The sequence below is a fragment of the Solwaraspora sp. WMMA2056 genome, from assembly GCF_030345095.1.
GTDB lineage: Bacteria > Actinomycetota > Actinomycetes > Mycobacteriales > Micromonosporaceae > Micromonospora_E.
On the sequence record NZ_CP128360.1, the window covers coordinates 6489038 to 6515317 of the forward strand.

Sequence of the window (26280 nt, forward strand, 5' to 3'; positions counted from 1 at the left end):
GGCCGCAGGATATAATTCCCGCATAGCCGGACTGTTCTTGGATTGTCGGAGAGGCTTGTCAGACTAACCACAACCAACAAGGCACCAGAAACCGGATCTTTGCAGAGAGAGCGCACTCCCGTCTGGAGTGGGCACCGCATTCTTTCCACTCTACTGCAAAGTAGTATTTGCATCAGGAACTCTTGACTCCGACTTCTGCAAAGGTAGCGCATTCACTGCAGCGCGACTCGTGAGCGCGTCGGCGATGGCGGCGAACTCGCGTAGGGCGGCTTGTAGGTCTTCGACGATCTCCTGGGCGATGACCTCGGGTGGCAGCAGTGCGTCGGCGTCCTCCAGCGAGGCGTCCTTCAGCCAGGTGATGTCCAGGTTGACTTTGTCCCGGCTCAGCAACTCGTCGTAGTCGTACGCCCGGAACCGCTCGCTCTCCACCCGCTCGGCCCGGTCCTTGCCCGGCAGGTAGCAGTCCCTGACGAACTCCTCCAGATGCTCCCGCCGCAGCGGGTTCTGCTTGAGCGTGAAGTGCTGGTTGGTGCGGAAGTCGTACACCCAGAGCTTGCTGGTCCACGGCTCCTCCCGGGCGCGCTTGCGCTCGAAGAACAGCACGTTGGCCTTGACCCCACCGGCGTAGAAGATGCCGGTCGGCAGCCGCAGCATGGTGTGCAGGTCGTACTGCTTGAGCAGCCGCCGCCGGATCGTCTCCCCCGCCCCGCCTTCGAAGAGCACGTTGTCGGGCAGCACCACCGCAGCCCGCCCGTCGATCTCCAGCATCGAGGCGATGTGCTGCACGAAGTTGAGCTGCTTGTTCGACGTCGTCGCCCAGAAGTCGGCGCGCTCGATCTCCCGCTCCTCGCGGCTGGCCCGCCCGTCTTCGCCGATCATGCGGATCGACGAGCTACGCCCGAACGGCGGGTTGGCCAGCACCAGGCTGACCTTGCTCGACGGCTCCCGCCCGAGCGAGTCGCGGACGTCGATCAGCGACGGGCCGCTCGGCGTACCGATGCCGTGCAGCAGCATGTTCATGGCCGCGAGCCGTGCGGTGCCGTCGACCAGCTCGGTGCCGGTGATCCCACCGTTGGCGAGGTGCCGGGCCTGGTCCCGGGTCAGGCTGTCGCCGTGGTGCCGCTGGATATGGTCGTACGCCGACAGCAGGAACCCGCCGGTGCCGCATGCCGGGTCGGTGATCGTGTCGTCCGGGGTCGGCTGCACGCAGTCGACGATCGCTTCGATCAGCGCGCGCGGCGTGAAGTACTGCCCGGCACCCGACTTGGCATCCTCCGCGCCCTTGGCCAGCAGTTCCTCGTAGGCGTCGCCCTTGACGTCGACGCCGGCCTGCGACCACTGCTCCTTGTCGATCAGGTCGACGATCAGCTTCTTGAGCTTCGCCGGGTCTTGGATCTTGTTCTGCGCCTTGCGGAAGATCGTGCCGAGCGTGCCGGACTCCTGCCCGAGCCCGCTCAGGATGTTGCGGTACTGCACCTCTAGCCGGACACCTTCGCGGTCGAGCAACGTCTGCCAGCTCAGGTCCGCCGGCACGATCTGCTCCGGCTTGAACACACGCTCGGCCCGCTCGTGGGCCATCTTCAAGAACAGCAGGTACGTCAGCTGCTCCACGTAGTCGATCGTGGAGACCCCGTCGTCGCGCAGTACGTCGCAGTAGTTCCACAGCTTCTGCACCAGCCGGCGCGAATCCACGTTGCTCACAGCGGCAACTCTCCCTGCTGAAAATCGGTCCCAATCGCCCTGGTCGCGGGCGCTGCCAGCTCCTTGGCCGTACGCCGACCCCGCTGCTTCGGCACCGCCACCCGTTGCGCCCGGATGCGGGCCAGCAACTCCGATGCCGGCTCATCCGCCGGATCCTGCTCCACCAACCGCCCCGCAAACGCCTCCGCAAGCAACGATGTTCTCAACGTGCTCGCCTTGCGCAGGCCGTCGGAAATCGCGGTTTCCAACTGATCCAGCAGGGAGAGGTACGTCTCGGCCTGCCGCACCAACTCGCCTTGCTCCTCCACCGGCGGCACCGGCACCGGGAACTTCTTCATCTTCCCCAGACTGATCGAGGCGAGGTTCACGCTCTGCAGTCCGTTGACCTCGAACCACCTCCTACCGAACCCGTTCGCGTGCCAGGCAAGCAGCTTCGGATGCAGAATCTCGTCCCGAATCCGCGCACGAAACACGTGGTTCTGGTGGATGCAGTCGGGGATCTGCCCCTCCCAGATCCACCCGCGCCCCAGCTTGTCCCGGTCGCCGCCCTCGTTGAGGAGTACGTCCCCCGGAAGCAGGCGGAGCTGCTGCGCCTTCTTCTCAGGAACCCTGATCCGGGCTACCGCAGTCAAGTCAAGCTCCGCGCGTTGCACGTTCGCCACTCGCAAGTAGGGAACCTCGACGTAGTCAGGATCCGACTGCTTCTTGCTGTCCTTGGTCACACCGCCGATGACGTCGGCGATCTCATGCAAACGGTGCCACGACCAGGAGTCGGGGAGATCGGGCAGTTCCCCATCGTCAACACCGTCTGGTTCCAACGCGGCCTGTCCCGCCGCCCGGCCACGTGCGAGCTGCCCCGTGCTGACAAGCAACATCACCTGGTCCCGGAATCGGCTCACCCGCCCAGCTGTACGGTCAAGCTGCTGCATGCCAGCCTGGAGAGATGACAAATGCGTATCCAGGGCTTCGGCGATGCGGCGTTGCTCGGCGAGCGGTGGGACCGGGATGGCAAGGTCCTCGAGGTAGCCGCGTGGAACTCGCCTGAGCCCTACAGCGCCGGTCATCGCGCGCGCAGCGTCCCGCCGGACCGAGTCCTGTAGCAGGTAGTAGGCAAGATAGTCAGGGTCGATTGCCCCGTGGGATCGCAGCGAGAACAGCTCGGTGCTCCCCATCCCCCGACCGGACGACAGACCACGTGCGACCGCGATCTTGCCGTTCTCCATGCATGGTGTCACTTTGGCGAATAAGACATCGCCTTCCTGAAATCGCGTCAGGGATCGCTGCTTCAACTCTCCGTAGGGTGCCGTCTGCGAAGCATCCAACTGCCCAGACTCAGCTTCGACCGACGCCATCGGAACGAATGAGATGTGCTCATCGTCGTCTGGCTCGGCATCGAAGCGCCGTTGGTTAATGGCAACGATTTCCGAAAGGGGTGCCAACTCCCAGCCTGGGGGTAGGTCGCTCATGCCGCCAGTTCCTGGTTGAGTTCGGTGAGGAGGGGTTGAGCACGGTCGTCGCCGAAGGCTCGGAGGTAGCCGTCGATGCCGCCGCGTTCGGTGAACGGGGCGCCGTCCAGGTCGTCGGGGGTGACGGCAACGCTTGCCGCTATCACGTTCTTGATCCTTTCCAGCCACCAGACTTGCTCGGGGGTGAAGGCGGTGCCGGCCTGCTCCTGGCGCAACAGCCATCCTTGGAAGCGTTCTTCGACGACCGACCGGTACGGGCGCAGCTCCTGGTCGATGCCGAGTTCGTAGCGGACCAGGGTGATCAGGTCGGTGACGCCCCGGTCGCCGGGTGCCTCGGCGGTGCGGCCGAGCAGCACGTACGCCTCCCACAGCCGGTCCGGGGTCCACGCCTGCGGTGGCCGGGAGATCCGCGTCGCCAGCTCTTTGAGCTCGTCGAAGTCGACCCGGCCTTTGCCGTCGAAGAAGATCTGCAGCGCGGTGATCTCGTCGCGGTGTTCCTCCAGGTAGGCGTGCCAGCTGCGGACGACCTTCTGGGCGCGTTCGGCGGCCGGCACCCCGGCGGCGGACAGCAGCGTGTCCCGGTTGACCTCGTCGATGGTGATGTCGTGGGCGCGGCGGATCTCCAGGATGCGGTGCCGCAGCTCCGGTGCGGCGGCCAGCGGCCGGAGCGCTTCGGCGAGCAGGTCGCGTACCGCGTCGGGGCCGGCCTCGTGCGCGGGAATCAGCGATTCGGGGGCGACGGCGTCGGTGAGTCGGCGGGCGATTGCGGCCAGGGGTTGGCCGTCGGCGAGGTCGGTCAGCTCGGCGCGTTCGTCGTCGGTGAGTTGGCGGTCTAGCCGGGCCAGTCGGGCGGCCAGGGTGGCGACCTCGTCCTGGTCGGCGGTGAGGGTGCCGGCTTTGCCGAGGAGTTCGCGCAGTGAGATCTGTGCTTCGGTGCGCCGGTGCAGCGGCACCGCCTCGTCCAACTCCTGCTCGGTGACGCCGACCGCGTCGACGATGACGAACCGGTCCTTGACCTGGGCGTCCGGGGTGACGGCCTGGAAGTCGGCGGCGTCGATGGTGCGGGCGCCCCGGCCTTTCATCTGCTCGAAGTAGGTCGCCGTGCGGACCGGGCGCAGGAACAGCAGGCATTCCAGCGGCCGGACGTCGGTGCCGGTGGCGATCATGTCGACGGTGACGGCGATCCGCAGCTCCGGGCTGTTGCGCAGCGCCTGGATCAGCTCGTCGGGGTTGTCGCCGGTGCGCCGCGACGCGTACGTGATCTTGGTGGCGAAGTCGTTGCCGCGGCCGAAGACGTCGCGGACCATGGTGACGATCTCTTCGGCGTGGTTGTCGTCCCGAGCGAAGATCAACGTCTTGGGTACGGTCGTGCGGCCGGGGAAGATCTCGGTGAAGAGTCGGTCCCGGAAGGTCTCCAGCACCAGTTTCAGCTGCCCCTTGGAGATCACCGTGCGGCCGACGTCCTTACCGACGTAGCTGAAGTCCTCCTCCAGCTCCTGGTAGCGCTCGGCGCGGGTCCGCCGGTCGCGCAGCGGCACCACCGTCTTCGCCTCGATGGTCGAGCCGGCGTCGGTGATCTCGGTGCGGATGCGGTAGACGTCGAAGCCGACGTTGACCCCGTCGGCGACGGCCTGCTCGTAGGTGTACTCGGAGACCAGGTTTTGCTGGAAGAAGCCGAGGGTCTGCTTCACCGGCGTGGCGGTCAGCCCGACCATGAACGCGTCGAAGTACTCCAGCACCGCCCGCCACTTGCCGTAGATCGACCGGTGGCATTCGTCCACGATGATGAGATCAAAGGCCTCCGGCGGGATCGCCGGGTTGTAGGCGACCTGCGCCGGTTCGTCCAGCTCATAACTGTCGTACGCCTGGTCGTCGACGTCGACGTCCGGCAGCTCCCGCCCGACCAGCGCGCCGTACAGCCGCTGGATCGTGGAGATGACCACCGCCGACGAGTCCGACATCCCCGACCCGGCCAGCCGGTCCACGTTGTACAGCTCGGTGAACTTGCGCCCATCCCCCGGCGCGGCGTAGCCGGCGTACTCGCGCAGCGTCTGCCGGCCCAGGTTGTTGCGGTCGACCAGGAACAGCACCCGGACTGCCTTGGCGTGGTGCAGCAGCCGGTAACTGCTGGTCACCGCCATGAACGTCTTGCCTGCACCGGTCGCCATCTGGATCAACGACCGGGGCTTGTCTGCGGCGAGGGAGCCTTCGAGGCCGCGTACCGCGTCGATCTGCGCCTGCCGCAACCCTTCCTCCGCAAGCGGCGGCAGTTCCCGCAGCCGGGCCCGCAGCGTCGGGGCCGACGGGTCGTCGTCGGCCTCGCGCATCCAGCGCGCGAGGGTCTCCGGCTGGTGAAAGGCAAAAACCTCCCGCGTACGCGGCTGCGGGTCCAGCCCGTTGACGAACGCCGTCTCGGTGCCGGTGGCGACGTAGCCGAATGGCAGCGGCGCGTCCCGCCGCCAGGCCGAGATCCGCTGCGCGGCGGTCAACCCGCGCAGGTAGCGGTCCAGCTGCGCCTCCACGCCACGCGGCGCGGTGCCTTCCCGCTTGGCTTCGACCACCCCGACCAACTTCTGCTGTACGTAGAGCAGGTAGTCGGCCCGGCCGGTGGCCAGGGTCACCTCCCGGACGGCGACACCGGTCCCCGCGTACAAATTGATCTGGGTTTCGTCCTGGACCTGCCAGCCGGCGGCGGTGAGCTGCCGGTCGATCTCGGCCCGGGTCTGCACCTCGTTGAGCGGCTCGGCCGAGGCGCGCCGGGCGCGGCTGATGAACGCCTCGCGGTTGGCCGCCGACACCTTCGCCGGCGCACGGGCGGCGAACTCCGCACTGGCCGCCGTCATCTGCGGCTCCAGGTCGGCGACCAGCTCGGCGGCGACCGTACGGCGGGCCGCGGACTCGGTGACCGCCCGGTCGGCCGCGGCTTCGGCCGCCGCCTGCGCCGCCGCCACCGACGGCTGCCCGTCGAGCAGCAGTTTGGCCTCGGCCAGCTCGTGGCGGTAGCGGTCCAGCTCGGCCCGCAGACCGTCGACGACGCGCTGCGGCACCTGCTGTGCCGGCGGGCTGGGCGGCACGAAGCCGATCGGGCTGCGGTCGTTGGTCAGCGCCCGGTGGAACCAGACGCCCAACTCGAAGCAGTAGCGCAGCAGCTCCAGCGCGGTCCGCACCTGGTCGAGGTGGTCGTGCACCGCCTGGTTGCCGACCGTACGCAGCCGGTGGAACGCCTCGTTGATCTTCGGTGTGAGTACGCCGGCCGCGTTGAGCGCCTGCACCTGATCGACGAACCTGTCGCTGCCGGCCCGGGTGCCGGTGCGATTCACCAGCTCACGGGCGAGAGTGTCGCCGAACGCCCGCGCCTTGAACATCGCGGCCTGGGCGTCCACGTAGATCAACGACTCGGTGCCGACGCCGTAGAACACCAGCAACGGATGATCCACAAGGAACCCGAAGTTGGCAGACTGGTTGGCGAGCAGCCGGATGCGTTGAAGATCCACAACTCTCCACAGAGGGTGTTGAGCGGTGCAGAACGCTACACGGTATCGACGCCGGCAATCCTTGTCACCCCACCGAAGGGCGGGTGTGGACCGACCGGCCGGCGTAGCCGCCACGGGCCACCGGGCAGACCACTCCCGGCCGACGGTCAGCCCACCCCGTCCACTGGCCGGACCGCCCCGGCCACCGGACGAGTTGCCGCAGGTCGCGACACCGCACAAGACAAGAAGCCCAGATACTACGAATATGCTCTAATCACCTGATAGCGGCATCCATCAGCAGATCTAGATGATTCCCGAGTGTTCCTGGATCGATCTTCGCGATATTCCTGCATCACGACCACGTTTCACGTTTGGGAGTCACGATGGAGGACCACCAGGCAGGCGTCCCATCGCTGGCCGAATTGACACGACTGCATCCAAAACACCTCTTCGACCTCTCCGGCCGTACCGCACTTGTCACCGGCGCCGCCGGCGGTCTCGGCCAATGGCTCGCGGCCGGCCTCGCCGCCGCCGGAGCCCACACCGTCCTCACCGACCGCGACGCCGAACGGTTGAAGGTCACCGCTGACGCGTTGTCGCCACAGGCCGACACCAGCACCGACGTGGTCGACCTGCACGACCAGCGGGACTGCCAGGAGCTGATCGACCGGACCGTCGAGCGTCTCGGCCGGCTCGACGTGCTGGTCAACTGTGCCGCGGTCAACAGCAGGTCGCCGACGCTCGACGTCGACCAGTCCACCTTCGACCGGATCATGGACAACGACCTGAAGGTCCCGTTCTTCCTGGCCCAGGCGAGCGCCCGGCACATGATCGACCAGGGTGGCGGCTCGATCGTGCACGTCGGCTCGATCAACAGCAGTTTCGGGCTGGCCCGGGTCGCCGTCTACGGTGCCGCCAAGGCCGCGCTGTCCCAGCTCACCCGGGTGCAGGCGGCGGAGTGGGGGCGGCACCGGATCCGGGTCAACTGCCTGGCTCCGGGATTCCTGAAGACCCCGTTGTCGGAGCCGCTCTGGGCGGACCCGGCGATCGCCGACTGGATCCTCGACCGGGTCCCGCTGGCCCGACCCGGCCTCCCGCACGAGATGACCGGCCTGCTCCTGCTGCTCGCCTCCGATGCCGGCGCGTTCCTGACCGGGCACACCTACTATGCGGACGGGGGATTCCTGGCGGGTGGGGACTGGTCGATCGACGGCTGACGCTTGCGCGACTGACACTTGCGCAATGGACATTGTCTAACGACGATGGACTAACACGTTTCATCAGTTGATATTGGACCCGGGGCCCTGCTGCATGATCAAGAATTCCCGACGTCCGGACGCCGACGTCGCGGGAACGGTATCACTCTGGCTGTTCGGTGCGTTCACTCTGGTCGCACTCCCGATCGGTGTCTTCAACCTGTTCACCACCGCCCCGGTGGAGCTGCCCGTCGAGTTGACCATCGGCTACATGTTCGCGACATTGACTGCTTTTGCAGCATACGTCCATGGTCGGCTCGATCACCTCGCCGATCAGCAGGCGAGCATCCTCAACCAGCCGGCGCAGGGCGTCGAGGTGTTCCACACGAGTGAAAAATTCCTCGAAAAGCTGATGGAGATCAGCATCGGGGCCGAGACGGTCAGCACCCTCAACCTCTCCCCGGCGCGCGGCGAACACAGCAACCTCGACGTCTACTTCCAGCGCCTGCACGCCTACATCCGCGCCAGACGCTCCCCGCTGCGCAGCTTCCGCAGCATCGCCAGCATCGACAGCAACCAGAAGCTGCGCTTCCTGCTGGCCCGCTCGCTGGAGCTGACCGCCACCGGCCGCGCGTCGTTCGCCGTGTTCCGCCAGACCACCACCGGGCCACTGCTGCACCCGCTGAGCATGCACATCACCGTCAAGGACGGTCAGTCGTTCGTCTTTTTGTTCCCGCCGGTCAACCTCACCGGGGCGATGGACTCCGTACTCATTCGCAACGAGGCTGTCGCCCAGGTGATGCTCGGCCACTTCGACAAGCTGTGGCACGCCGCCCTGCACATCAACGAAGGTCGTCGGGTCTACGCGGCGAACCTCGACCTGCTGGCCGACCTGCACCCCGAACTGCGGGACACCGACGAATTCCACCGACTCAGGGAAATGGGATCATGACGCTGTCCGCACTGCCGAACCGGCTCGCCACCGCACCACCACTGATCGGCACCCTGGTAACGATGGAAAATCCAGAAGCCGCCGAAGCACTCGCCATCAGCGGAATGCACTGGCTGTTCGTCGACGCCGAACACTCCCCCACCCTGGACACCAGGGCGATTCAACGGATCGCCCAGGCGGTCGCCGGACGTGCGTACGTTATCGCCCGGATCCCGGTCGCCGGCGAAGGCTGGATCGCCCGGATCCTCGACAGCGGCGCCGACGGCGTCATCGTGCCGCACGTACGCTCCGCCGACGACGCCCGCCGCTGGGTCCGGGCCGCGAAGTACCCGCCGTTGGGCACCCGCGGCGTCGGCATCGCCCGCGCCCACGGCTACGGCATGGACCTGGCCGGCTACCTGTCCCGCGCCAACGACGCCACCGCGCTGATCCTGCAGATCGAGGACGCCGAGGCGGTCCGCCACATCGACGACATCGTCGCCGTACCCGGCTACGACGCCGTCTTCATCGGCCCGTACGACCTGTCCGGCAGCCTGGGCCGGCTCGGCAAGGTCGACGACCCGGCGGTCCGTGCCGCCGTACAGCAGGTCCGCGCCGCCTGCGGTGCTGCGAAGGTGCCGTTCGGCATCTTCTCCGGCACCGCCGACGCCGCCGCCGACGAACTGGCGCACGGTGCCAGCTTCGTCGCCATCGGCTCCGACATCGGCCTGATGGCCGGCACCGCCCGCGCCACCCTGGACAGCCTGCACCGCAAGTGGCAACCGGACGACCACCCGTGAGTCACCGACGAGCACCGGTGACCGACGACCACAACTGAATGGAGACGGCCGTGATCCTGGACTCCCCCACCCTGGACACCGCTACCCTCGACGCACTGACCAGCGGGGCAGCCCTGATCGCCCGGGTGCGCGGCTACACTCCGGCGCAGGTCTGCGCCGACGTCGTCCCCGCGCTGCTGGACCACCTGGACCGGGCCGCCGGCACCACCAGCCGCATCTACCGCAGCAACGTCGGCACCTTCAGCGAAGCCCAGAAGGACGCCGAAGCTCTGGCCCACTACCGGTCCCGCGCCGCCGACACGTTGCGCGCCGTCCGGGCCAGCTGCGCCCCGTACGCCTCCCCCGTCGACCGGCTCCGCTGCGAACTGGACGAGAGCTGGCCGGCCGGCAGCCAACTGCTGCGCCACGGCGGCACCCCGCTGGTCTTCGGGATGCTGCGGGTCTGGCAGGACGGCGCACATGCCCTGCCGCACATGGACATCCTGGCCCGGGCCGCGCCCCGGGTGCCCGGGGCCCACCGCTTCACCGGCCAGCTCGGCGTCAACCTCTTCCTGCAGGCACCAGCCGGCCAGGACGACGGCCTGCTGCAGCTGTGGGACGTCGACCCGTACACGGTCGACCGGACCGACCACGGCGTCGCCGGCACCTACGGCTACCGCCGCGACCTGCTGGGTGAACCGGCGGTGTCCCTGGCACCGCGCACCGGCGACCTGGTGCTGCTGCGCAGCGACCGGGTGCACGCCGTCACCCCCACCCACCACGGCCGCCGCGTCACGCTGTCCGGCTTCATCGGGTACGCCGACCCGGCTGACCCGCTGCGCCTGTGGAGCTGACCGCTCCCTGCGACTGTGGAGCTGACCGCCGCGACCCGCTCGTACGGTGGCGTCGGACCTCTACCGTCGACAAGGTGACCGACGGACCGGGAGACGTCGACCCGGCGGCGCTGCGGGACCGGCTCCGCGCCTACCGTCGCCGTGCACGACGAGCCCGCCTGCGCCGGACGCTGCCGCCCAGCGCCGCCATCCTGGCCTGCCAGCTGACGATGGTCGCCGGCTTCGGGGCGATCGGCCGGCACGTTCCACGGATCACCCAGGACGAGGGTGCCCTGCGATGGGCGATGCTGTTCGGTGCGCTGGTCACCGTCGCCGGCATCGCCGGGGTGATGGGCGTGTTCAACCGCCTGGTCGACGAGGACGACCTCGGGGCGGCGCTGCTGACCGGGGTGCTGCTGGTCGCCGCCGCCGGCTACGCCTTCTGCGTGTCGGTCTCCGCGCACCACGACCGGGAAATCCTCCGTATAGGGCCGTCCGCCGTCGCCGTGGTGACCGAGGTGTCCCCGACCTACCAGCCGCTGCCGGGGTTCGGGGACCCGTACCAATCCTACCGGATGCGGCTCCTCGACGGTGACCGGCGGGAATTCACCGTCTCCGGCGACGTCGGCGAGTTCCAGCTCGACGAGCGGACCAAGGTCCAGGTCGACCCGGCCGGCATCCTCTACCCGAAGCTGCCCCGCGACGTCGAACCCGACCACACCTGGCTCTGGATCGCCGGCGCGATCCCGGTCACCCTCGCCGTCGCCAGCGCCGCCCTGCTCTTCACCGCCCTGTGGCGGGAATGGTAGGCACGGCGCCGGGCAGCCGCCCTGCCCGGGGCAGACACCGGCACCGGCCGGGTGAATGATGGCCCGGTGAGCGAGTATCAGTTCTACGACTTCCTTGCCATCGACCGGCCGCTGGACAAGCAACAGCAGGCCGAGCTCCGCGAACTGTCGACCCGGGCGGTGATCACCGCCACCAGCTTCACCAACTCGTACGAGTGGGGTGACCTCAAGGCCGAGCCCATGGCCATGGTCGAGGAGTACTTCGACGCGCACCTCTACTTCGCCAACTGGGGCACCCGGCAACTGGCGCTCCGGCTGCCGCTGCGGCTGCTCGACCTGACCACCGCCCAGCAGTACTGCTGGGCCGAGCCGGCCGAGGCGTACCAGTCGGACGACCACCTCATCCTCAACTTCACCAGCACCGATGAGGACTCCGACGACAGCGTCGACCGCGACGGTGAAGGCTGGCTCGCCGACATCGTCGGCATCCGCGATCAACTCGCCGTCGGCGACCATCGCGCCCTCTACCTGGCCTGGCTGTTCCTCATCCAGGGCGGCGAGTTCGGCGACGAAGCGACCGAGCCGCCGGTGCCGGCCGGACTCGGTCGGCTCACCGGTCCGCTCCGCGAATTCGCCGAGTTCCTGCGGATCGACCCCGATCTGATCGCGGCGGCGGCCCAGGCCAGCGCCCCGGTGACGGCGCAGACAGCCGCCGACTCGGCCGACTCGGCCGAACTGGCCGACTGGGTGGCCGGGTTGCCCACCGAAGCCAAGGACACCGCGCTGGTCGAGCTGCTCTGCGGCGACGGCCCGACGGTCACCGCCGAGCTGCGCCGACGGTTCCGGGCCGACACCGGCAAACTCCCGGACAACACCGTCACTTCCCGCACGATCGGCCAGCTGCTCGACATCGCCGAATCGCTACGGAGTTAGTTGGCGCTGCCGTCTGGGCCCAGGCGCGCTGCCGCCGCCGTCGTCGTCTGGGCCCAGGCGCTGCCGCCGCCGTCGTCATCTAGGCCTGGGACGCAAGACGGTATGCACACGAAACGGCCCGCCAGGGACTCCCTGGCGGGCCGTTCACCGTGGTAGCGGGGACAGGATTTGAACCTGCGACCTCTGGGTTATGAGCCCAGCGAGCTACCGAGCTGCTCCACCCCGCGGCGATGCGTTAACACTAGCGCACACCGTCCGGCCGCCGCAAAACGACCCCCAACTCCCCCGCCACACCACCCAAGATCCCGGCGATCTTGCACTTATCGTTGGACAATCCGGACATATCTTCTCGATAAGTGCAAGATCGCGGGGGCAGTGGGTCAGTCGGCAGGGGTCAGCCGGGGCAGGCGAGGTCAGCCGGTGGGAGAAGGATCGGCGGCGGGGGGTGGAGCGGCGGCGCCACCGATCCCGGCCGCCCGCTGGGCCTCCTGGAACGCCGTCATCGCCGCGTCCAGCCGGGCCAGCGCCTCGCCGTACCGCTGGAAGTCACCTGCCGCCTGCGCGGCGCGGGCCTCGTCGATCGCGGCACTGACCTCGGCGGCGGCCGCCTGCAGCTCCGGCGTCACCAGACCCGGATCGGTCGGCGTCGTCGGCGGAGGCGTCGGCGGCGTCGGGGTGCCACCCGGCTCCTCACCCTCGCCCTCGCCTTCCTCACCCTCCGGCGGTGTCGTCGGCGCGCCACCCTGCTCAGCCTGCTCGATCAGCTGCCGGATGCCGTCCTGCACGCTGTTGGCGAGCACCACGTACGAACCGCCGTCGCCGTAGGAGAGCAGCACCCGCTGCAGCAACGGGTACGCGTTCGTCTGGTTGCTCTTCACGTACACCGGCTCGACGTAGAGCATGCCGTTGCCGAACGGCAGCGACAGCAGGTTGCCGTACTGCACCTGCGCCTGGTTGGACGAGAGCAGGTTCAGCTGCTGGCGGATCGCCGCGTTGTTGGTCATCCGCTGGTGCACCTGCACCGGGCCGGAGATCGCCGTCTGGTCCGGCAGCTCCAGCACCTGCAGCTGCGGCTGCCCGTCGACGTACGAACCGGAGATCAACGCGGCCAGGTTCTGCCGGCCGGCCGGGGTCACCGCCGAGGTCAGCTGGAAGCGTGGCTCGTCCTGCTCCGGCCACTGGGTCAGCAGGTAGTACGGCGGCTGCTTGACCTCGGTGTCCGGGGCGTCCGGGACGTTGGGCACCTCCCAGAAGTCCTGCCCGGAGAAGAACTCCGCCGGGTTGGTGACGTGGTAGCGGGCCAGCAGGTTGCGCTGCACCTTGAACAGGTCCGCCGGGTAGCGGAAGTGGTCGACCAGCGACTGCGGCGTCTCCGCCTTCGGGATCACCAGGTCACCGCCGAACGCCGCGTTCCACGCCTTGAGCACCGGGTCGTTCTCGTCGAACTCGTACAGCCGCACCGTGCCGTCGTAGGCGTCGACGGTGGCCTTGACCGAGTTGCGGATGTAGTTGACGTTCTCCCGGGCCAGCACGAACGTGCCCTGGCCGGTGAGCTCGTCGGCCGTCTCCACCTGCAGGTTGACCCGCTCCGAGTACGGGTAGGTCGCCGAGGTGGTGTAGCCGTCCACGATCCACTGGATGCGCCCGTCGACCACCGCCGGGTACGGGTCGCCGTCGAGCGTCAGGAACGGCGCGACCTTCTCCACCCGGTCGCGGGGGTTACGCACGTACAGCAGCTTCGAGTTCTCGTTGACCGCCTCGGAGAGCAGGAAGTTGGTCTCCTGCTCCTTGATCGCGTACAGCAGCTTGCGGCCGAACGAACCGACCTCGACGCCGCCGGAACCGGTGTACGTGTAGTACTGCTCGCCGCCGCTGGAGGTCGGCCGGTCGAACTCGACGTTGGTGTCGCCGGGCGAGCCGACGATCGCGTAGTCGGTGCCGTCCATCTGCTCGCCGTAGTAGATCCGCGGCTGCTCGACCGGGATCTCCTCGGTCGACGACGAACACTGCTCCTGGGCCTGGTCACCGAGGAAGCCGGAGACGAAGTACGGCTGCCCGCCGCAGACCACCCGGTTGGCCGGCGCGCCGACCATGCCGTACCCGTGGGTGAAGACCGTGTGGCGGTTGATCCAGTTGCTCTGCTGCTCGGTCAGCTCGCCGTAGTTGATCTCCCGCATGCCCACGACGTAGTCCTGGGTCTGCTCGTCGATGGTGTAGCGGTCGATGTCCAGCTTCGTGCCGAAGTCGTAGAAGCCACGGACCTGCTGCAACTGGGTGTAGGTCTCGGAGACCAGCTGCGGGTCCAGCAGCCGGATGTTGGGCACCACGGCCGTGTCGGTGGCCAGGCTCTCCGGCGGCGTCAGGTTCGTCGCCGGGTACGGCGTCTGCTCGCTGATGTCGAGCCCGAACGCCTCCCGGGTGGCGACGATGCCGCGCTCGATGAACTGGGCCTCCTTGTCCCGCAGGCTCGGGTTGACCTCGAAGGTCTGCACCGCCCACGGGTAGATGCCGCCGATCGCCACCGCCGAGATGCCCAGCAGGGCCAGCGAGATGCCCGGCCAGACCAGGTTGCGCATCACCGCGTTGGAGAAGACGATGATCGCGATCGCCACCACGATCGAGATGTAGGCCAGGATCTCCTTGGCCGGCAGCAGCGCGTTGATGTCGGCGTAGCCGGCTCCGTAGATGCGGGCCTGCTCGTTGTACTCCAGCAGCATGCCGCGCCGGTCCAGCACGTACGCCACGGCCTTGAGCAACACGAAGACCGCGACCAGCGTGGTCAGGTGGGCCCGCGCGGCGTTCGTCATCCGGTCGCCAATGCCCTGCAGGCGTACGCCGCCGTAGATGTAGTGCATCGCCAGGCCGCCGAGCACCGACAGCACCACGGCGGTGAACGCCAGGCCGAGCAGGTAGCGCAGGAACGGGTACTCGAACACGTAGAAGCCGATGTCGATGCCGAACTCCGGGTCGGTGATGCCGAACTCCTGGGAGTTGCGGAACAGCAGCCACTGGCTCCAGCGGTTCTGCGCGGAGAGCCCGGCGAAGAGGCCGACCAGCGCCGACAGCACCGCGATCCAGACGCCGATGCGCGGCGTCAGCAGCATCCGGTACCGCTCCAGGCTGACCTGTTCCGGCGAGTGCGGGCGCAGGGTGGGCCGCAGCCGGTACGCCAGCCACAGGTTGACGGCGATGACCAGGGCGACCGCCAGCCCGACGACGGCGAACAGCAGCAGCCGGGTGAACAGCACGCCGGTGAAGACCCCGGTGAAGTCCACTTCCTGGTACCACAACCAGTCGGTCCAGGCGTTCACCCCCCAACCGAGCAGGGTGAAGAGAAGGAAGATCCCGATCAGTACGCCGACCGTGACGCGGCCACGACGGCTCATTCCGGGCATAGGGCTGCTACGCATGACCACGATTGGCACTCCGCACGTTGGTGTGATCCGCTGGCGATCAGGGACCAAGACTACGGGGTGTGTCCACCTCAGGGCCGGTTGAGGTCGACCTGACCGGTGTCAGCCGCCCGCGCCCGGCGGTGGTGTCAGCCGTCGCAGAGCGTCGGCTGGCGCCCGGCGCGCAGGTCCGCCAGCGCGTCGAGCGCCTCGTCGAGCGTCGCCACCCGCAGCAACGGCAGATCCGGTACGGCGTTCGCCACCGCCTCGGCGCAGTTCGCCTCGGGCACCAGGAACGCCACTGCACCAGCCGACTTCGCCCCGACCAGCTTCTGCGGGATGCCGCCGATCGCGCCGACGTTGCCCTGCGCGTCGATGGTGCCCGTACCAGCGATGATCTTGCCGCCGGTGAGGTCCTCCGCCTCGATCTTGTCGATGATGCCCAGGGCGAACATCAGCCCGGCGCTGGGCCCGCCGATCTCGTCCAGGTCGATGGTCAGCTCGAACGGCCGGGGCTGGTCCTCGGTGATCTCGACACCGATCCGGGGCGGGCCGCCGTCGGTGGCCCGGGTGGTGATCTCGGCGGTGCCCGGCTGGTCGGCGCGGGTGTAGCCGACGGTCAACGTCGTCCCGACCGGCTGCGCCCGGATCAGCTCCGTCAGCTGCGTGGCCGAGGTGACCGGGGCACCGTCGACCGAGGTGATCACGTCGTCGGTCTGCAGCACCCCGACCGACGGCCCGTCCGGCGTGACCGCCCGCACCAGCACCTGCACCGGGTAGCCGAGTTGGCGCAGCGCGGCGGTCTCGGCGCTGGTCTGCGAGGCGGCGAAGTCCTCCGCGTTGCGCTCCTCGACCTGCTCACGGGTCTGCCCCGGCGGGTAGATCACGTCGTACGGCACGACCGCCTCGGAGTCGCTCCACCAGCCGGCGATCGCCTCCCGCAACCCCACGTTGGGCCGTACGCCGACCGTGGTCAGCCGCAGCTGGCCCGCCGAGGTGGAGGTGTCGATGCCGGAGATCTGGATGACGTCCTCGCCGTCGTCGGCACCGAGGGTGTCCACCGTCGGGCCGGGGCCGAGCACCACGTACGGCACCGGGGCGGCGAAGACCCCGTACGCGAGCAGTGCGGTGAGCAGCGCGCCGAGGAGGACCGTGACACCGCGACGTCTCATGCGCCGAGCGTACCGATCGCCGTCGCGTCGGACGCCGCCGCAGCCGGGGTTCCCACCCGGTCCGCTTCGCGCTGAGCGGAACTCAGCTGGCCTGTCCGGCCGCGCCGGCCGCGTACCGTGGGGGACGTGCCTGATATTCCGTTCGGCTTCCAGAATCCCGGAGGCCAGCCGCCAGACCCCAACGACCCGCAGCAGCTGCAGCAGTTCATGGCGCAGCTGCAGCAACTACTCGCCGCGCCGGGCAGCGGCCCGGTGAACTGGGATCTGGCCCGCCAGGTGGCGGCCAGCCAGCTCTCCGCCCAGGGTGACCCGGCGGTCAACCCGCACGAGTGGCACACCGTCTCCGAGGCGCTGCGCGTGGCCGACCTGTGGCTGGAGTCGTCGGCGGCGCTGCCGTCGGGGATCCGCACGTCGGTGGCGTGGAACCGCAACGAGTGGATCTACCGGACGCTGGACGTCTGGCGCAAGCTCTGCGACCCGGTGGCCGGGCGGATGGTCGGCGCGATGGGTGACCTGGTGCCGCCCGAGGCGCGCGGCCAGCTCGGGCCGATGCAGGCGATGATGACGACGCTCGGCGGCGCGCTGTTCGGCGGCCAGCTCGGTCAGGCGCTCGGCTCGCTCGCCACCGAGGTGCTCTCGGCCAGCGACATCGGGCTACCGCTGGGACCGGCCGGCACGGCCGCGCTGCTGCCGGCCAACATCAAGGCGTACGGTGCCGGGCTCGAACTGCCCGAGGACGAGGTCCGCCTCTACGTGGCGCTGCGCGAGGCCGCCCACCAGCGGCTGTTCGAGCACGTCCCGTGGCTGCGCGGGCACGTGCTGGCGGCGGTGGAGACGTACGCCTCGGGGATCACCGTCAACCGGGAGGCGATCGAGGACGCGCTCGGTCGGGTCGACCCGACCAACCCGGAGTCGATGCAGGAGATCGCCATGGAGGGGATCTTCACGCCGGAGGACACCGCCGCGCAGAAGGCCTCGCTGGCCCGGATCGAGACCGTACTGGCCCTGATCGAGGGCTGGGTGGGCCACGTCGTGGACAGCGCGTCGGCCGACCGGCTGCCGAACGTGGTGAAGCTGGCCGAGGCGTTCCGCCGGCGGCGCGCCGCCGGCGGGCCGGCGGAGCAGACCTTCGCCGCGCTGGTCGGGTTGGAGCTGCGGCCCCGCCGGCTGCGGGAGGCCGCGGCGTTGTGGGCCGCGTTGACCACCCACCGGGGTGTCGACGGGCGGGACGCGGTCTGGAGCCACCCGGATCTGCTGCCGTCGGACGCCGACTTCGCCGACCCGGACGCGTTCGCGCGTGCCACGTTCGACTTCGATATCGGCGACATCGACTTCAGCTCGGCACCGCCGGAACCACCGGCCCGGCCGGACGCGCCGGACGCCGGACCGGACACGCCGCAGGCCGGACCGGACAAGCCGGAGTAGGCGTTCGGCCGGTGTCGGCGCGGTGCTCAGCCGGCGGTCAGCAGGGACCGGGTGGTCTCCCAGCCCTCGACCGCCGGGTCGAGGGCGGCCAGGTCGGCCGGGCCCCGCAACCGGTGCCACGCCGGTGTCACCGCCACCAGCGCCCGGCGCGGCGCGGCGGCGCGGAGCGACTCCGGGTCGGCGGTCAGCTCCAGCGGTGGCAGCCAGTCCGGGGCCGGTAGGCGGGCGGCCACACCGAGCAGTCCGCCGCCGTACGCCGGTGCGACCGCCACCGGTCTGGTGGTGATCGGCCGCAGCAGTTTGCCGATCAGCAGGCCCGGCAGGTCGGGGGCGTCCGCCGCGAGCACCGCCGCCTGGTCGTAGCCGGCGGCCGCCGTGGCGGTCAGCGCGGCGCTGACCGAGGCCTCCGGCAGGGTGTGGATCGGCATGTCCGGCCAGGCGATCGACCGGGCCAGCGGCAGGTCCTCGGCGACGGCGGCGATCGCTGGTTCCAGCTGGCTGAGGGTGGCGAGCAGGTCGACCATGTCCTCGGCCAGGGCGGCCCGCCAGGTGGCGAGGTCGGTGCCGGGCGGCGACCAGCCGACCGGGCTGAGCAGGATCACCACGGCACGACGCACCCGCCCACTCTAGTGCGGGGCGCCGGTCGCTGCCGGTGCGGCAGTGCCGGCGCCGTGCGGCTGGGGTCGGGACGGTACGGCTGGGTTCGGGGCCGTGCGGCTGGGGTCGGGGCCGTCAGTCGGCCAGGACGAAGCCGGTGGCGGCGGCCACGCCCTCCAGGTAGCCACGGGCCCGCTCGGCCTTGGGGTAGCGGCCGACGAGCTCCCAGAAGCGGGCGTTGTGGCTCGGCACGACCAGGTGCGCCAGTTCGTGCAGCAGCACGTAGTCGATCACCCAGTCGGGCATCTCCTGGATCCGGTGGGAGATGCGGATGGTGCGGTCCGCCGGGGTGCACGACCCCCAGCGGCTGTTCTGGTTGGTGACCCAGCGCACGGTGGCGAGCTCGGCCACCCGGGCGTGCTCGGGCAGGTAGCGGTCGACGAGCCGGCGGGCCCGGCCGACGAGTTCGCTGTCCGAGCGGCGCAGTCGCTCCTCGCGGGCGGCGAGGCGGGCGAGCATCCGGTCGACCCACTCGCTCTCCTCGGCCCGGGAGAACTGGTCCGGGATGAGAATGACGACCCGTTCGCCTTCCCGGTACGCGGACACCGTCCGGCGCCGGCGCTGACTGCGCCGCACCTCGACGACCGGCTTGCGCGCCCCCGCCATCAGCGGCCCGCGCAGCCCCGGGTTTCGCTCACGATGGCACGCTAATCCGTACTGACCAGGTGAACGCAAGAGGCAACACGGTGTAGCGCGCCGGAATCACCCCTTTTGGGGGCGATTGTCGCGAAAAAAGTTAACCACTCGACCGCCCCACCTGGCGCCCGAGCCGCTATGGATCACCGTAGGCGATCGCGAAGAACTTTTCACCTCCGCCCCCCCCGCCGACAGGGCACTCGCGGAGCTTCTACCGGCGTGTCACTGCGAATCTGACTTATCCGATGTATTCCGGCATGCACACTCTCGACGTCGACTTACTCACAGTGTCGGCGAATTGTTGACATGGAACCGCCCAGTCCTGGGTAGGGTCCGCGGACCGGCGGTCAACAGTGGCCGCGGAGAAATCCCAGCGCGCGGCGCCGCAACGGTGGCCGCGCGCGGGTGCACGCCGGGTCTGCAACCACCCGGCGACGAGACGAGGAGGGGCACCGTGGCCGACCAGGCCCAGACCTACAACGGTTACTGCGTGAAGTGCAAGGAAAAGCGCGACTTCGAGGGCACCGTCGCGGTGTCGAAGACCGGGATGAACATGGCCAAGGGCAAGTGCCCGGTCTGTGGCACAACAGTGAACCGGATCTTGGGCAAGGCCAAGGTCTGAACCGGCGCTGCGGGAAGGGGCGGCTACGGCCGCCCCTTCCCGCTGCGCACCGTCGGTGACGACACCCACCGACAGAGTTACCGACGGGTTGTGGAAAACTCGCCGATTCCTGTGGACAACCGAGGGCACGGCGGCCGCCGGCTGTGGACAACGATCCGCACACCGTTCCGTTACGGTGACAGTCTGTCATCCATGACCGCCGACCCCCTGCTCCGGCCGACCCTGCTGCCCGGCCTGGCCCGCCTCTGGCGCGATCCGCACACCCTGCAGCTCGGCGCCGACCCACGCCACGCCGTGCTGCTCGAACTCCCCGACCCGGCCCTGTCCCGGCTGCTCGACACCCTCGACGGCAGTCGCCCCGCCCGCGCCGTCCTCGACGTCGCCGGCCGGCTCGGGATCCCCCGTGAGCAGGCGCAGCAGCTGCTCGACACGCTCGCCGGCAACGGACTCGTCGTCGGCGCGCACACCCTGCTCCCGGCCAACCTGCCCGCACCGGCCCGACGCCGGCTCACCACCGAAGCGACCGCACTGGCGCTGCGCCGGCCGGGCAGCCCTGCCACGCCCGCCCAGATCCTCCGGCGCCGCCAGCGCGCCCGGATCGTGCTGACCGGTAGGGGCCGGCTCGTCCGACCGCTCGCCGTCACCCTGGCCGAATCCGGGATCGGGCACCTCGGCCTCGACCTGCCCACACCGGAACACGTCCGTGACGACGTCGCCCGCGCGGTCGAGCAGGTCGCCCCGGAGACCCGCACCGCCCCGGTGCGGCCCGGCCCGCTCGGCCCGGCCGACCTGGTCGTCCTGCTCGGCGTCGACCGCCCGGCCAACCTGGTCGCGGCGGGCCTCGCCCGCCGCCGGCAGGCGCACCTGCTGATCGACGTCCGGGACCGTACGCCGGTGGTCGGCCCGCTCGTACCCACCCCCGGCGCGCCCTGTCTACACTGCCTCGACCTGCACCGACAGGACCGCGACCCGGGCTGGCGGCAGCTCGCCGCCCAGCTGTGCGCGATCGGCCCGGCGACCACCTGTGACGCCGCCACGCTGCTCGCCGCCGTGAGCATCGGCACCGCCGAGATCCTGAGTTTCGTCGACGGTGGGAGCCCGGAGACCATCGGAGCGGCGGTCGAGGTGCACGCCCCCGCCCAGCTGCGCCGACGGGCCTGGTCGGTGCACCCGCGCTGCCCCTGCCAGCGCCGGCCGGCCCCCCGCCGTGGCATGAGCCACGTTCAGGGAGGGGTCACCGTACGCGATCGTCGGTAACAATGGCCAGGTGACCGATATCCCGCGCTGGGCCGTGTCCAGGACCGCCAAGCTCGCCGCGCTGCCGCTGGGCTTCGCCGGCCGTACCGTCCTGGGGCTGGGCAAGCGGGTCACCGGGCTCGCCTCCGACGTGATCTCCACCGAGATCCAGGAACGCACCGCCGAGCAGTTGTTCAGCGTCCTCGGACAGCTCAAGGGCGGTGCGATGAAGGCCGGCCAGGCGCTGTCGGTGTTCGAGGCGGCGCTGCCCGAGGAGCTGGCGGCACCGTACCGGCAGGCGCTGACCAAGCTCCAGGAGGCGGCCCCGCCGCTGCCGGCCGGCAGCGTGCACAAGGTCCTCGCCGAGCAGCTCGGCGCCGACTGGCGGGAGAAGTTCGTCGAGTTCGACGACCACCCGGCCGCCGCCGCCAGCATCGGGCAGGTGCACCGGGCCCGCTGGCACGACGGCTCACCCGAGGGCCGACCGGTCGCGGTCAAGGTGCAGTATCCGGGGGCCGGCGACGCGCTGCTCGCCGATTTCAAACAGCTGTCCCGGCTGAGCGCCATGTTCCGGGCGATCCAGCCGGGGCTGGACATCAAACCACTGCTCAACGAGTTGCGGGACCGGCTCGCCGAGGAGTTGGACTACGAGCTGGAAGCCGAGTCGCAACGGGCGTTCGCGTCGGCGTACGCCGACGACGACCAGATCCGGGTGCCGGCGGTGCTGGCCGCGGCACCCCGGGTCCTGGTCACCGAGTGGATCGACGGTACGCCGCTGTCGAAGATCATCTCAGCGGGCAGCGCCGAGGAACGGGACCGGGCCGGGCTGCTGATGGCGGTGCTGCACTTCTCCGCACCGGCGCGGGCCGGGCTGCTGCACGCCGACCCGCATCCGGGCAACTTCCGGCTGATGGCCGACGGCCGGCTCGGGGTGGTCGACTTCGGGGCGGTCGCCCGGCTGCCGGGCGGGCACCCCGAGCCGATCGGGCGGCTGGTCCGGCTGGCCCTCGACGGCGACGCCGACGCGGTGGTGGCCGGGCTGCGCGACGAGGGTTTCATCAAGCCCGACGATCCGATCGACGCGCCCGCGGTGCTCGAGTTCCTGCTGCCGATGCTGGCGCCGCTGGCCGCCGAGGAGTTCCAGTTCACCCGGCAGTGGCTGCGGGAGGAGGCGGCCCGACTGGCCAACCCGAAGTCACCGGCGTACCAGTTGAGCCGGCACCTGAACCTGCCGCCGGCGTACCTGCTGATCCACCGGGTCACGCTCGGCTCGATCGGGGTGCTCAGCCAACTGGAGGCGAGGGCGGCGTACCGCGAGGTCGTACAGCGGTGGCTGCCGGGCTTCGCACCGGTGGACTGAACCAGCGCAGGACGGTGAACTCCGACAGCGTGCGGGCCGCGCAGTGCGTGCACTGCGCGGCCCGGTAGTCGATGGTGTCGTAGGTGCTGCCGGTGGCGCACCGCATGCGGTGCGCCACCGGCGCGGTCAGCGCCCGCCCAGGGTGCGGGCCCAGTGCTGCCGGGCCTGCATCGCGACGGAACGGGCGGGTCGGGTTGCCTCAGTACGCGCGGTGCCGGCCTGAGGCGATCGCATTCGCGCCCGGGAGAGCGCTTCGTAGAGTAGATGCATGACGGTTTCTCCAGTTACGGTCGGTGCGCTGTAGCCCGGTAGCGCCGGGCTGTCGGTTCGGGCCGGCGGCGCGCCGGCGATCCTCGTGGTCGGGTGCATGTCAGGCCGCCACCTGCACGGCCCGACGGGAGTCGCGGACTCCGTCGGCTGCCATCCGGGTCTCGACCTCGACCCGCAGGGCGGCGTCGCGGGCCAGATCCTCCTTGCGGGGGCGGCCACGCGGCCGCTTGCGCGGCACGACCGCGCCCCGCTCGAAGATCTCGCCGCCCCAGACGCCCCACGGCTCGGCCCGCTCGACCGCGCCGGCCAGGCACTCCACCCGCAGTGGACAGTCCACGCAGAGCGACTTGGCCAGTTCCAGCTCGGTCGGGGAGTCGGAGAACCACAGGTCAGGGTCGAACTTCCGGCACGGCAGGCCTGCCAGCACCTCCGACTGGCCGGTTCCGGCCGGCCGGCAACCCGGCTGGGGGACGCTGCGGTCGAGAGTGGCCAACGCCAGACTCATCGCCCGGTCACCTCTTTCTTTCGCTTCGATCTCGTAGATCGCTTCCGACGTGCTCGTACCTGTGCGGTCGCAAAAAATTAAGGCCGCGGATCCCGGTTACGGGTTCCGCGGCCTCGAGGTGAGCCGGTTGGTCTGATGGTTCAGACCGGCCTTCCTCGAGGGGGAACACCGCTGGCAGCATCCATGAACGGCTTCTTGACCGTCGGGATGGTGGTGCGGACGCTGCCTTCGGAGCTGTTGATGCCATTGGTCGCCGTCACTACCGACGCACCACGGTGCCGCAGCCATGCCTGGGCCACCTGGGCCCGCTCGGCACCGACCAGACGTCGCGCGGCCAGGCCGGCGGACGCCTCGGTCACCCCGAGTGGGAGCTGGTGGAACTGCTGGGACTGGGCCTGGTGCGCCCCGGATCCTCCGGTGGGCGCGACGGCGGCCAGATAGCCGCCGACCGTCGGAGCGCAGGCAGCGGCCAGCGTCGACGTCGGGATCATGGTGATCTCCATCGTCGCCACCTCCTGCCTGAAACTCGTCACGGATAACCCTCCCACCCCGGTCGAGCAGCCAGAACGACCACTGCTCGCGAGGTGTGACCTGAGGCTAAGCCTCTTGCGTGGCCGGGGGCAAACCATTTTCCGGGTCGGATTCCGAACTTTTTTGCAGCTCAAGATCATCTACGCTGGCGCCAGCCACCAGCGCGGCCACCGACGGGCCGTAAAGGCCCAGCTTGCGTGGCCCGATCCCGGCGATCGCCAGCAGCTCGGCGTCGGTGCCGGGACGCCGCTCGGCGATCGCCACGAGCGTCGCGTCGGTGAACACCACGTACGCCGGCACCCGCTGCTCCCCGGCCGCCCGCGACCGCCAGGTCCGCAACCGCTCCAACAGCTCCTCGTCGAGATCCGACGGGCAGCCCGGACACCGGCCGAGCTTGCGGTCCACGCCGGCCAGCAGGGTCGCCCCGCAGACCCGGCAGGACACCGGCTGGCCACGCCGCCGCTGCGACCCGGCGCCCGCCGTACCGTCGCGCTTCGCTCCGCCGCCGGAGCCGCCGGAGCGGTCCAGCTGCGGCAGGAACCGGCACGGCCGCCGGGCCCGCCCACCCGGGGACCGCGACTGGCCGTACGACAACCACAGCCACTGCCGCGCCCGGGTCACCCCGACGTAGAGCAGCCGCCGCTCCTCCTCCAGCTGCTCCGCCGTGCGGGCGTAGGTGGTGGGCAGCGTCCCGTCGGCCAACCCGACCAGGAACACCGCGTCCCATTCCAGACCCTTGGCCGAGTGCAGCGAGGCCAGGGTCACCCCGGCGACCGTCGGCACGTGCTGCGCCGCCGCCCGGCGGGCCAACTCGGCGCAGAAGTCGGCCAGCGACACCGGCCGTTCGCTGACCGCCGCCTCCCCCACCGGCACCACGACCGGCGTGGCGGCGACCTCCTCGGCCAACTGGACCAGCGCCGCCAGCGCCTCCCAGCGCTCCCGGGCCGCGCCGCCGGGCGGCGGCTGCCCGGGCGCCCAACCGGCCCCCTCCAGCGCGGCGACGACCGCCTCCACCAGCGGTGTCTCCCCCGGCGTCGACCGGACCGCCGCCCGCAACGCCACCATCGCCTGGCGTACCTCGGCACGTTCGAAGAACCGCTCCGCGCCCTGCACCACGTACGGCACCGCCGCCTCGGCCAACGCCTTCTCGTACGCCTCGGACTGGGCGTTGGTCCGGAACAGCACGGCGATCTCGGCGGCCGGCGTACCGCCGGCGATGAGCTCGGCACAGCGGGCCGCGACCGCCGTCGCCTCGGCCGGCTCGTCGGTGAAGATCCGTACGTCCGGCTCCGGACCGGGCGGCCGTTGCCCGACCAGCTCCAGCCGCAACCGGGCCTCGGTGCCCCGGGCCTGCGCGATCACCGCGTTCGCCAGCCCGACCACCTGCGGCGTCGACCGGTAGTCACGGACCAGCCGGACCACCACCGCGTCGCGGTGGTGGCGGGCGAAATCGATCAGGTACGTCGAGGTGGCACCGGTGAACGAGTAGATCGTCTGGCTGGCGTCGCCGACCACGGTCAGGTCGTCGCGCCCGGCCACCCAGGCCTGCAGCAGCCGCTGCTGCAGCGGGTTGACGTCCTGATACTCGTCGACCACGAAGTGGCGGTACTGCGCGCGGACCTGCTCACCCACGTCCGGGTGCTCCTCGATGCCCCAGATCGCCGCTCGCAGCACGTCCTCGAAGTCGATCACCCCGGAGGAGCGCTTGATCTTCTCGTAGCCGGCGTACACCTCGGCGACCTGGGCCGGGTCGTGCGGTGTCTCGCGCAGCGCCTTGGCCGCCGCGACGGCGTACTCCCCCGGCTCGACCATCGACGACTTGGCCCACTCGATCTCGCCGGCCAGGTCGCGGGCCGCGGCCCGGTCGGTGCGCATCCCGACCCGCCCGGCGGCGAGCGTGACCAGTCGCACCTTGCTGTCCAGCAGCTCCGGCATCTGCCGACCGCCGAGCAGCCGGGGAGCAAAGTAGCGGACCTGGCGCAACGCGGCGGCGTGGAACGTGCGGGCCTGCACACCGCCCACGTCGAGCGCGCCGAGCCGGGCCCGCATCTCGGCGGCGGCCCGGGCGGTGAAGGTGACCGCCAGCACGTGCCGGGCGTCGATCTCACCGGAGAGCACCCGGTAGGCGATCCGGCTGGTGATGGCCCGGGTCTTACCGGTGCCGGCACCGGCCAGGATGCAGACCGGGGCGGCCGACGCGGTCACCGCCGTACGCTGCTCCGGGTCCAGCCCGGCCAGCAACCGCGCGACGCGCGCGGAGGCCGGCCCGCTCGCCGGCCCGGCGTCCGGGTCCCGGTCGGGGGTCGGGGCTGAGTTGAGGTTCGCGGCCACGGGTAGGAATCATCGCAGCCCCGCCGGACGTTGCACCGGACAG

General features: G+C 70.1%; 20 protein-coding genes and 1 tRNA gene. 10 read left to right on the forward strand and 11 right to left on the reverse strand.

Annotated features, from left to right (window positions below):
* Nucleotides 1-150: 150 nt before the first annotated feature.
* The 3 genes from O7608_RS29535 to O7608_RS29545 are packed head-to-tail and all read right to left on the reverse strand — an operon-like array spanning nucleotide 151 to nucleotide 6661.
* Nucleotides 151-1701 carry a class I SAM-dependent DNA methyltransferase gene (locus tag O7608_RS29535; RefSeq protein ID WP_289207664.1) on the reverse strand — a complete coding sequence of 517 codons (1551 nt, stop codon included), beginning with the start codon at nucleotides 1699-1701 and terminating at the stop codon, nucleotides 151-153.
* Nucleotides 1698-3167 carry a restriction endonuclease subunit S gene (locus tag O7608_RS29540; RefSeq protein WP_289207665.1) on the reverse strand — a complete coding sequence of 490 codons (1470 nt, stop codon included), beginning with the start codon at nucleotides 3165-3167 and terminating at the stop codon, nucleotides 1698-1700. The genes O7608_RS29535 and O7608_RS29540 overlap by 4 nt, the downstream gene beginning before the upstream one ends.
* On the reverse strand, nucleotides 3164-6661 hold the full coding sequence (locus O7608_RS29545) for a DEAD/DEAH box helicase family protein (RefSeq protein ID WP_289207666.1): 3498 nt from the start codon (nucleotides 6659-6661) through the stop codon (nucleotides 3164-3166). The genes O7608_RS29540 and O7608_RS29545 overlap by 4 nt, the downstream gene beginning before the upstream one ends.
* A gap of 362 nt (nucleotides 6662-7023) precedes the next feature.
* On the opposite strand from O7608_RS29545, the gene O7608_RS29550 reads away from it, so the two are divergent.
* The 6 genes from O7608_RS29550 (at nucleotide 7024) to O7608_RS29575 (ending at nucleotide 12100) form a co-directional block, all read left to right on the forward strand.
* The gene (locus tag O7608_RS29550) at nucleotides 7024-7857 is read left to right on the forward strand and encodes an SDR family NAD(P)-dependent oxidoreductase (RefSeq protein ID WP_289207667.1); all 834 of its coding nucleotides are present in this window, start codon (nucleotides 7024-7026) and stop codon (nucleotides 7855-7857) included.
* A 94-nt stretch (nucleotides 7858-7951) separates the two neighbouring features.
* Nucleotides 7952-8788: a hypothetical protein gene (locus tag O7608_RS29555; RefSeq protein ID WP_289207668.1), complete on the forward strand. Its 837-nt coding sequence runs from the start codon at nucleotides 7952-7954 to the stop codon at nucleotides 8786-8788.
* A complete protein-coding gene (locus tag O7608_RS29560; RefSeq protein WP_289207669.1) occupies nucleotides 8785-9567 on the forward strand; it encodes an HpcH/HpaI aldolase family protein in 783 nt (260 codons plus the stop codon). Before O7608_RS29555 ends, O7608_RS29560 begins: the two co-directional genes overlap by 4 nt.
* 38 nt (nucleotides 9568-9605) lie before the next feature.
* Nucleotides 9606-10400, forward strand: coding sequence for a 2OG-Fe(II) oxygenase (locus O7608_RS29565; RefSeq protein WP_289207670.1), 795 nt, complete (start codon nucleotides 9606-9608; stop codon nucleotides 10398-10400).
* Between the two features lie 74 nt (nucleotides 10401-10474).
* The gene (locus tag O7608_RS29570; protein WP_289207671.1) at nucleotides 10475-11188 is read left to right on the forward strand and encodes a hypothetical protein; all 714 of its coding nucleotides are present in this window, start codon (nucleotides 10475-10477) and stop codon (nucleotides 11186-11188) included.
* 66 nt (nucleotides 11189-11254) lie between these two features.
* Nucleotides 11255-12100 carry a hypothetical protein gene (locus O7608_RS29575; RefSeq protein ID WP_289207672.1) on the forward strand — a complete coding sequence of 282 codons (846 nt, stop codon included), beginning with the start codon at nucleotides 11255-11257 and terminating at the stop codon, nucleotides 12098-12100.
* Between the two features lie 150 nt (nucleotides 12101-12250).
* Here O7608_RS29575 and O7608_RS29580 read toward each other — a convergent pair.
* The 3 genes from O7608_RS29580 to O7608_RS29590 form a co-directional block, all read right to left on the reverse strand.
* Nucleotides 12251-12327: transfer RNA gene (locus O7608_RS29580), tRNA-Met, on the reverse strand.
* Nucleotides 12328-12513: 186 nt separating this feature from the next.
* Nucleotides 12514-15510 carry a UPF0182 family membrane protein gene (locus O7608_RS29585; protein WP_289207673.1) on the reverse strand — a complete coding sequence of 999 codons (2997 nt, stop codon included), beginning with the start codon at nucleotides 15508-15510 and terminating at the stop codon, nucleotides 12514-12516.
* A 131-nt stretch (nucleotides 15511-15641) separates the two neighbouring features.
* Nucleotides 15642-16664, reverse strand: a complete 1023-nt coding sequence (locus O7608_RS29590) for a YlbL family protein (RefSeq protein ID WP_289207674.1) — start codon at nucleotides 16662-16664, stop codon at nucleotides 15642-15644.
* A gap of 126 nt (nucleotides 16665-16790) precedes the next feature.
* Here O7608_RS29590 and O7608_RS29595 point away from each other — a divergent pair, with 126 nt between their 5' ends.
* Entirely contained in the window at nucleotides 16791-18089 is a 1299-nt protein-coding gene (locus tag O7608_RS29595; RefSeq protein ID WP_289207675.1) for a zinc-dependent metalloprotease, read from the forward strand.
* 26 nt (nucleotides 18090-18115) lie between these two features.
* Here the strand turns inward: O7608_RS29595 and O7608_RS29600 are convergent, their stop codons facing one another.
* Together O7608_RS29600 and O7608_RS29605 are read right to left on the reverse strand one after the other, a co-directional pair.
* Nucleotides 18116-18706 (reverse strand): hypothetical protein, encoded by a 591-nt coding sequence (locus O7608_RS29600; protein WP_289207676.1) that lies wholly within the window; start codon nucleotides 18704-18706, stop codon nucleotides 18116-18118.
* A gap of 115 nt (nucleotides 18707-18821) precedes the next feature.
* Nucleotides 18822-19352 (reverse strand): M48 metallopeptidase family protein, encoded by a 531-nt coding sequence (locus O7608_RS29605; protein ID WP_289207677.1) that lies wholly within the window; start codon nucleotides 19350-19352, stop codon nucleotides 18822-18824.
* Nucleotides 19353-19836: 484 nt separating this feature from the next.
* On the opposite strand from O7608_RS29605, the gene O7608_RS29610 reads away from it, so the two are divergent.
* The 3 genes from O7608_RS29610 (at nucleotide 19837) to O7608_RS29620 (ending at nucleotide 22600) form a co-directional block, all read left to right on the forward strand.
* Nucleotides 19837-20004, forward strand: coding sequence for a DUF5679 domain-containing protein (locus O7608_RS29610; RefSeq protein WP_281553399.1), 168 nt, complete (start codon nucleotides 19837-19839; stop codon nucleotides 20002-20004).
* 192 nt (nucleotides 20005-20196) lie between these two features.
* Nucleotides 20197-21261: a hypothetical protein gene (locus tag O7608_RS29615; RefSeq protein ID WP_289207678.1), complete on the forward strand. Its 1065-nt coding sequence runs from the start codon at nucleotides 20197-20199 to the stop codon at nucleotides 21259-21261.
* A gap of 10 nt (nucleotides 21262-21271) precedes the next feature.
* Nucleotides 21272-22600: an ABC1 kinase family protein gene (locus tag O7608_RS29620; protein WP_289207679.1), complete on the forward strand. Its 1329-nt coding sequence runs from the start codon at nucleotides 21272-21274 to the stop codon at nucleotides 22598-22600.
* Nucleotides 22601-22970: 370 nt separating this feature from the next.
* Here the strand turns inward: O7608_RS29620 and O7608_RS29625 are convergent, their stop codons facing one another.
* The 3 genes from O7608_RS29625 to O7608_RS29635 form a co-directional block, all read right to left on the reverse strand.
* Entirely contained in the window at nucleotides 22971-23375 is a 405-nt protein-coding gene (locus O7608_RS29625) for a WhiB family transcriptional regulator (protein ID WP_289207680.1), read from the reverse strand.
* Between the two features lie 140 nt (nucleotides 23376-23515).
* Nucleotides 23516-23908, reverse strand: coding sequence for a hypothetical protein (locus O7608_RS29630; RefSeq protein ID WP_289207681.1), 393 nt, complete (start codon nucleotides 23906-23908; stop codon nucleotides 23516-23518).
* Between the two features lie 64 nt (nucleotides 23909-23972).
* Nucleotides 23973-26147 (reverse strand): ATP-dependent DNA helicase UvrD2, encoded by a 2175-nt coding sequence (locus tag O7608_RS29635; RefSeq protein WP_289211093.1) that lies wholly within the window; start codon nucleotides 26145-26147, stop codon nucleotides 23973-23975.
* Between the last annotated feature and the right edge of the window lie 133 nt (nucleotides 26148-26280).

What these genes read in the sequence shown, in the direction of transcription:
- O7608_RS29590 (WP_289207674.1), bottom strand. Translation starts at nt 16,664, where the DNA reads ATGAGACGTCGCGGTGTCACGGTCCTCCTCGGCGCGCTGCTCACCGCA.
- O7608_RS29585 (WP_289207673.1), bottom strand. Translation starts at nt 15,510, where the DNA reads ATGCGTAGCAGCCCTATGCCCGGAATGAGCCGTCGTGGCCGCGTCACG.
- O7608_RS29540 (WP_289207665.1), bottom strand. Translation starts at nt 3,167, where the DNA reads ATGAGCGACCTACCCCCAGGCTGGGAGTTGGCACCCCTTTCGGAAATC.
- O7608_RS29615 (WP_289207678.1), top strand. Translation starts at nt 20,197, where the DNA reads ATGACCGCCGACCCCCTGCTCCGGCCGACCCTGCTGCCCGGCCTGGCC.
- O7608_RS29560 (WP_289207669.1), top strand. Translation starts at nt 8,785, where the DNA reads ATGACGCTGTCCGCACTGCCGAACCGGCTCGCCACCGCACCACCACTG.
- O7608_RS29605 (WP_289207677.1), bottom strand. Translation starts at nt 19,352, where the DNA reads ATGGCGGGGGCGCGCAAGCCGGTCGTCGAGGTGCGGCGCAGTCAGCGC.
- O7608_RS29565 (WP_289207670.1), top strand. Translation starts at nt 9,606, where the DNA reads ATGGAGACGGCCGTGATCCTGGACTCCCCCACCCTGGACACCGCTACC.
- O7608_RS29550 (WP_289207667.1), top strand. Translation starts at nt 7,024, where the DNA reads ATGGAGGACCACCAGGCAGGCGTCCCATCGCTGGCCGAATTGACACGA.
- O7608_RS29625 (WP_289207680.1), bottom strand. Translation starts at nt 23,375, where the DNA reads ATGAGTCTGGCGTTGGCCACTCTCGACCGCAGCGTCCCCCAGCCGGGT.
- O7608_RS29555 (WP_289207668.1), top strand. Translation starts at nt 7,952, where the DNA reads ATGATCAAGAATTCCCGACGTCCGGACGCCGACGTCGCGGGAACGGTA.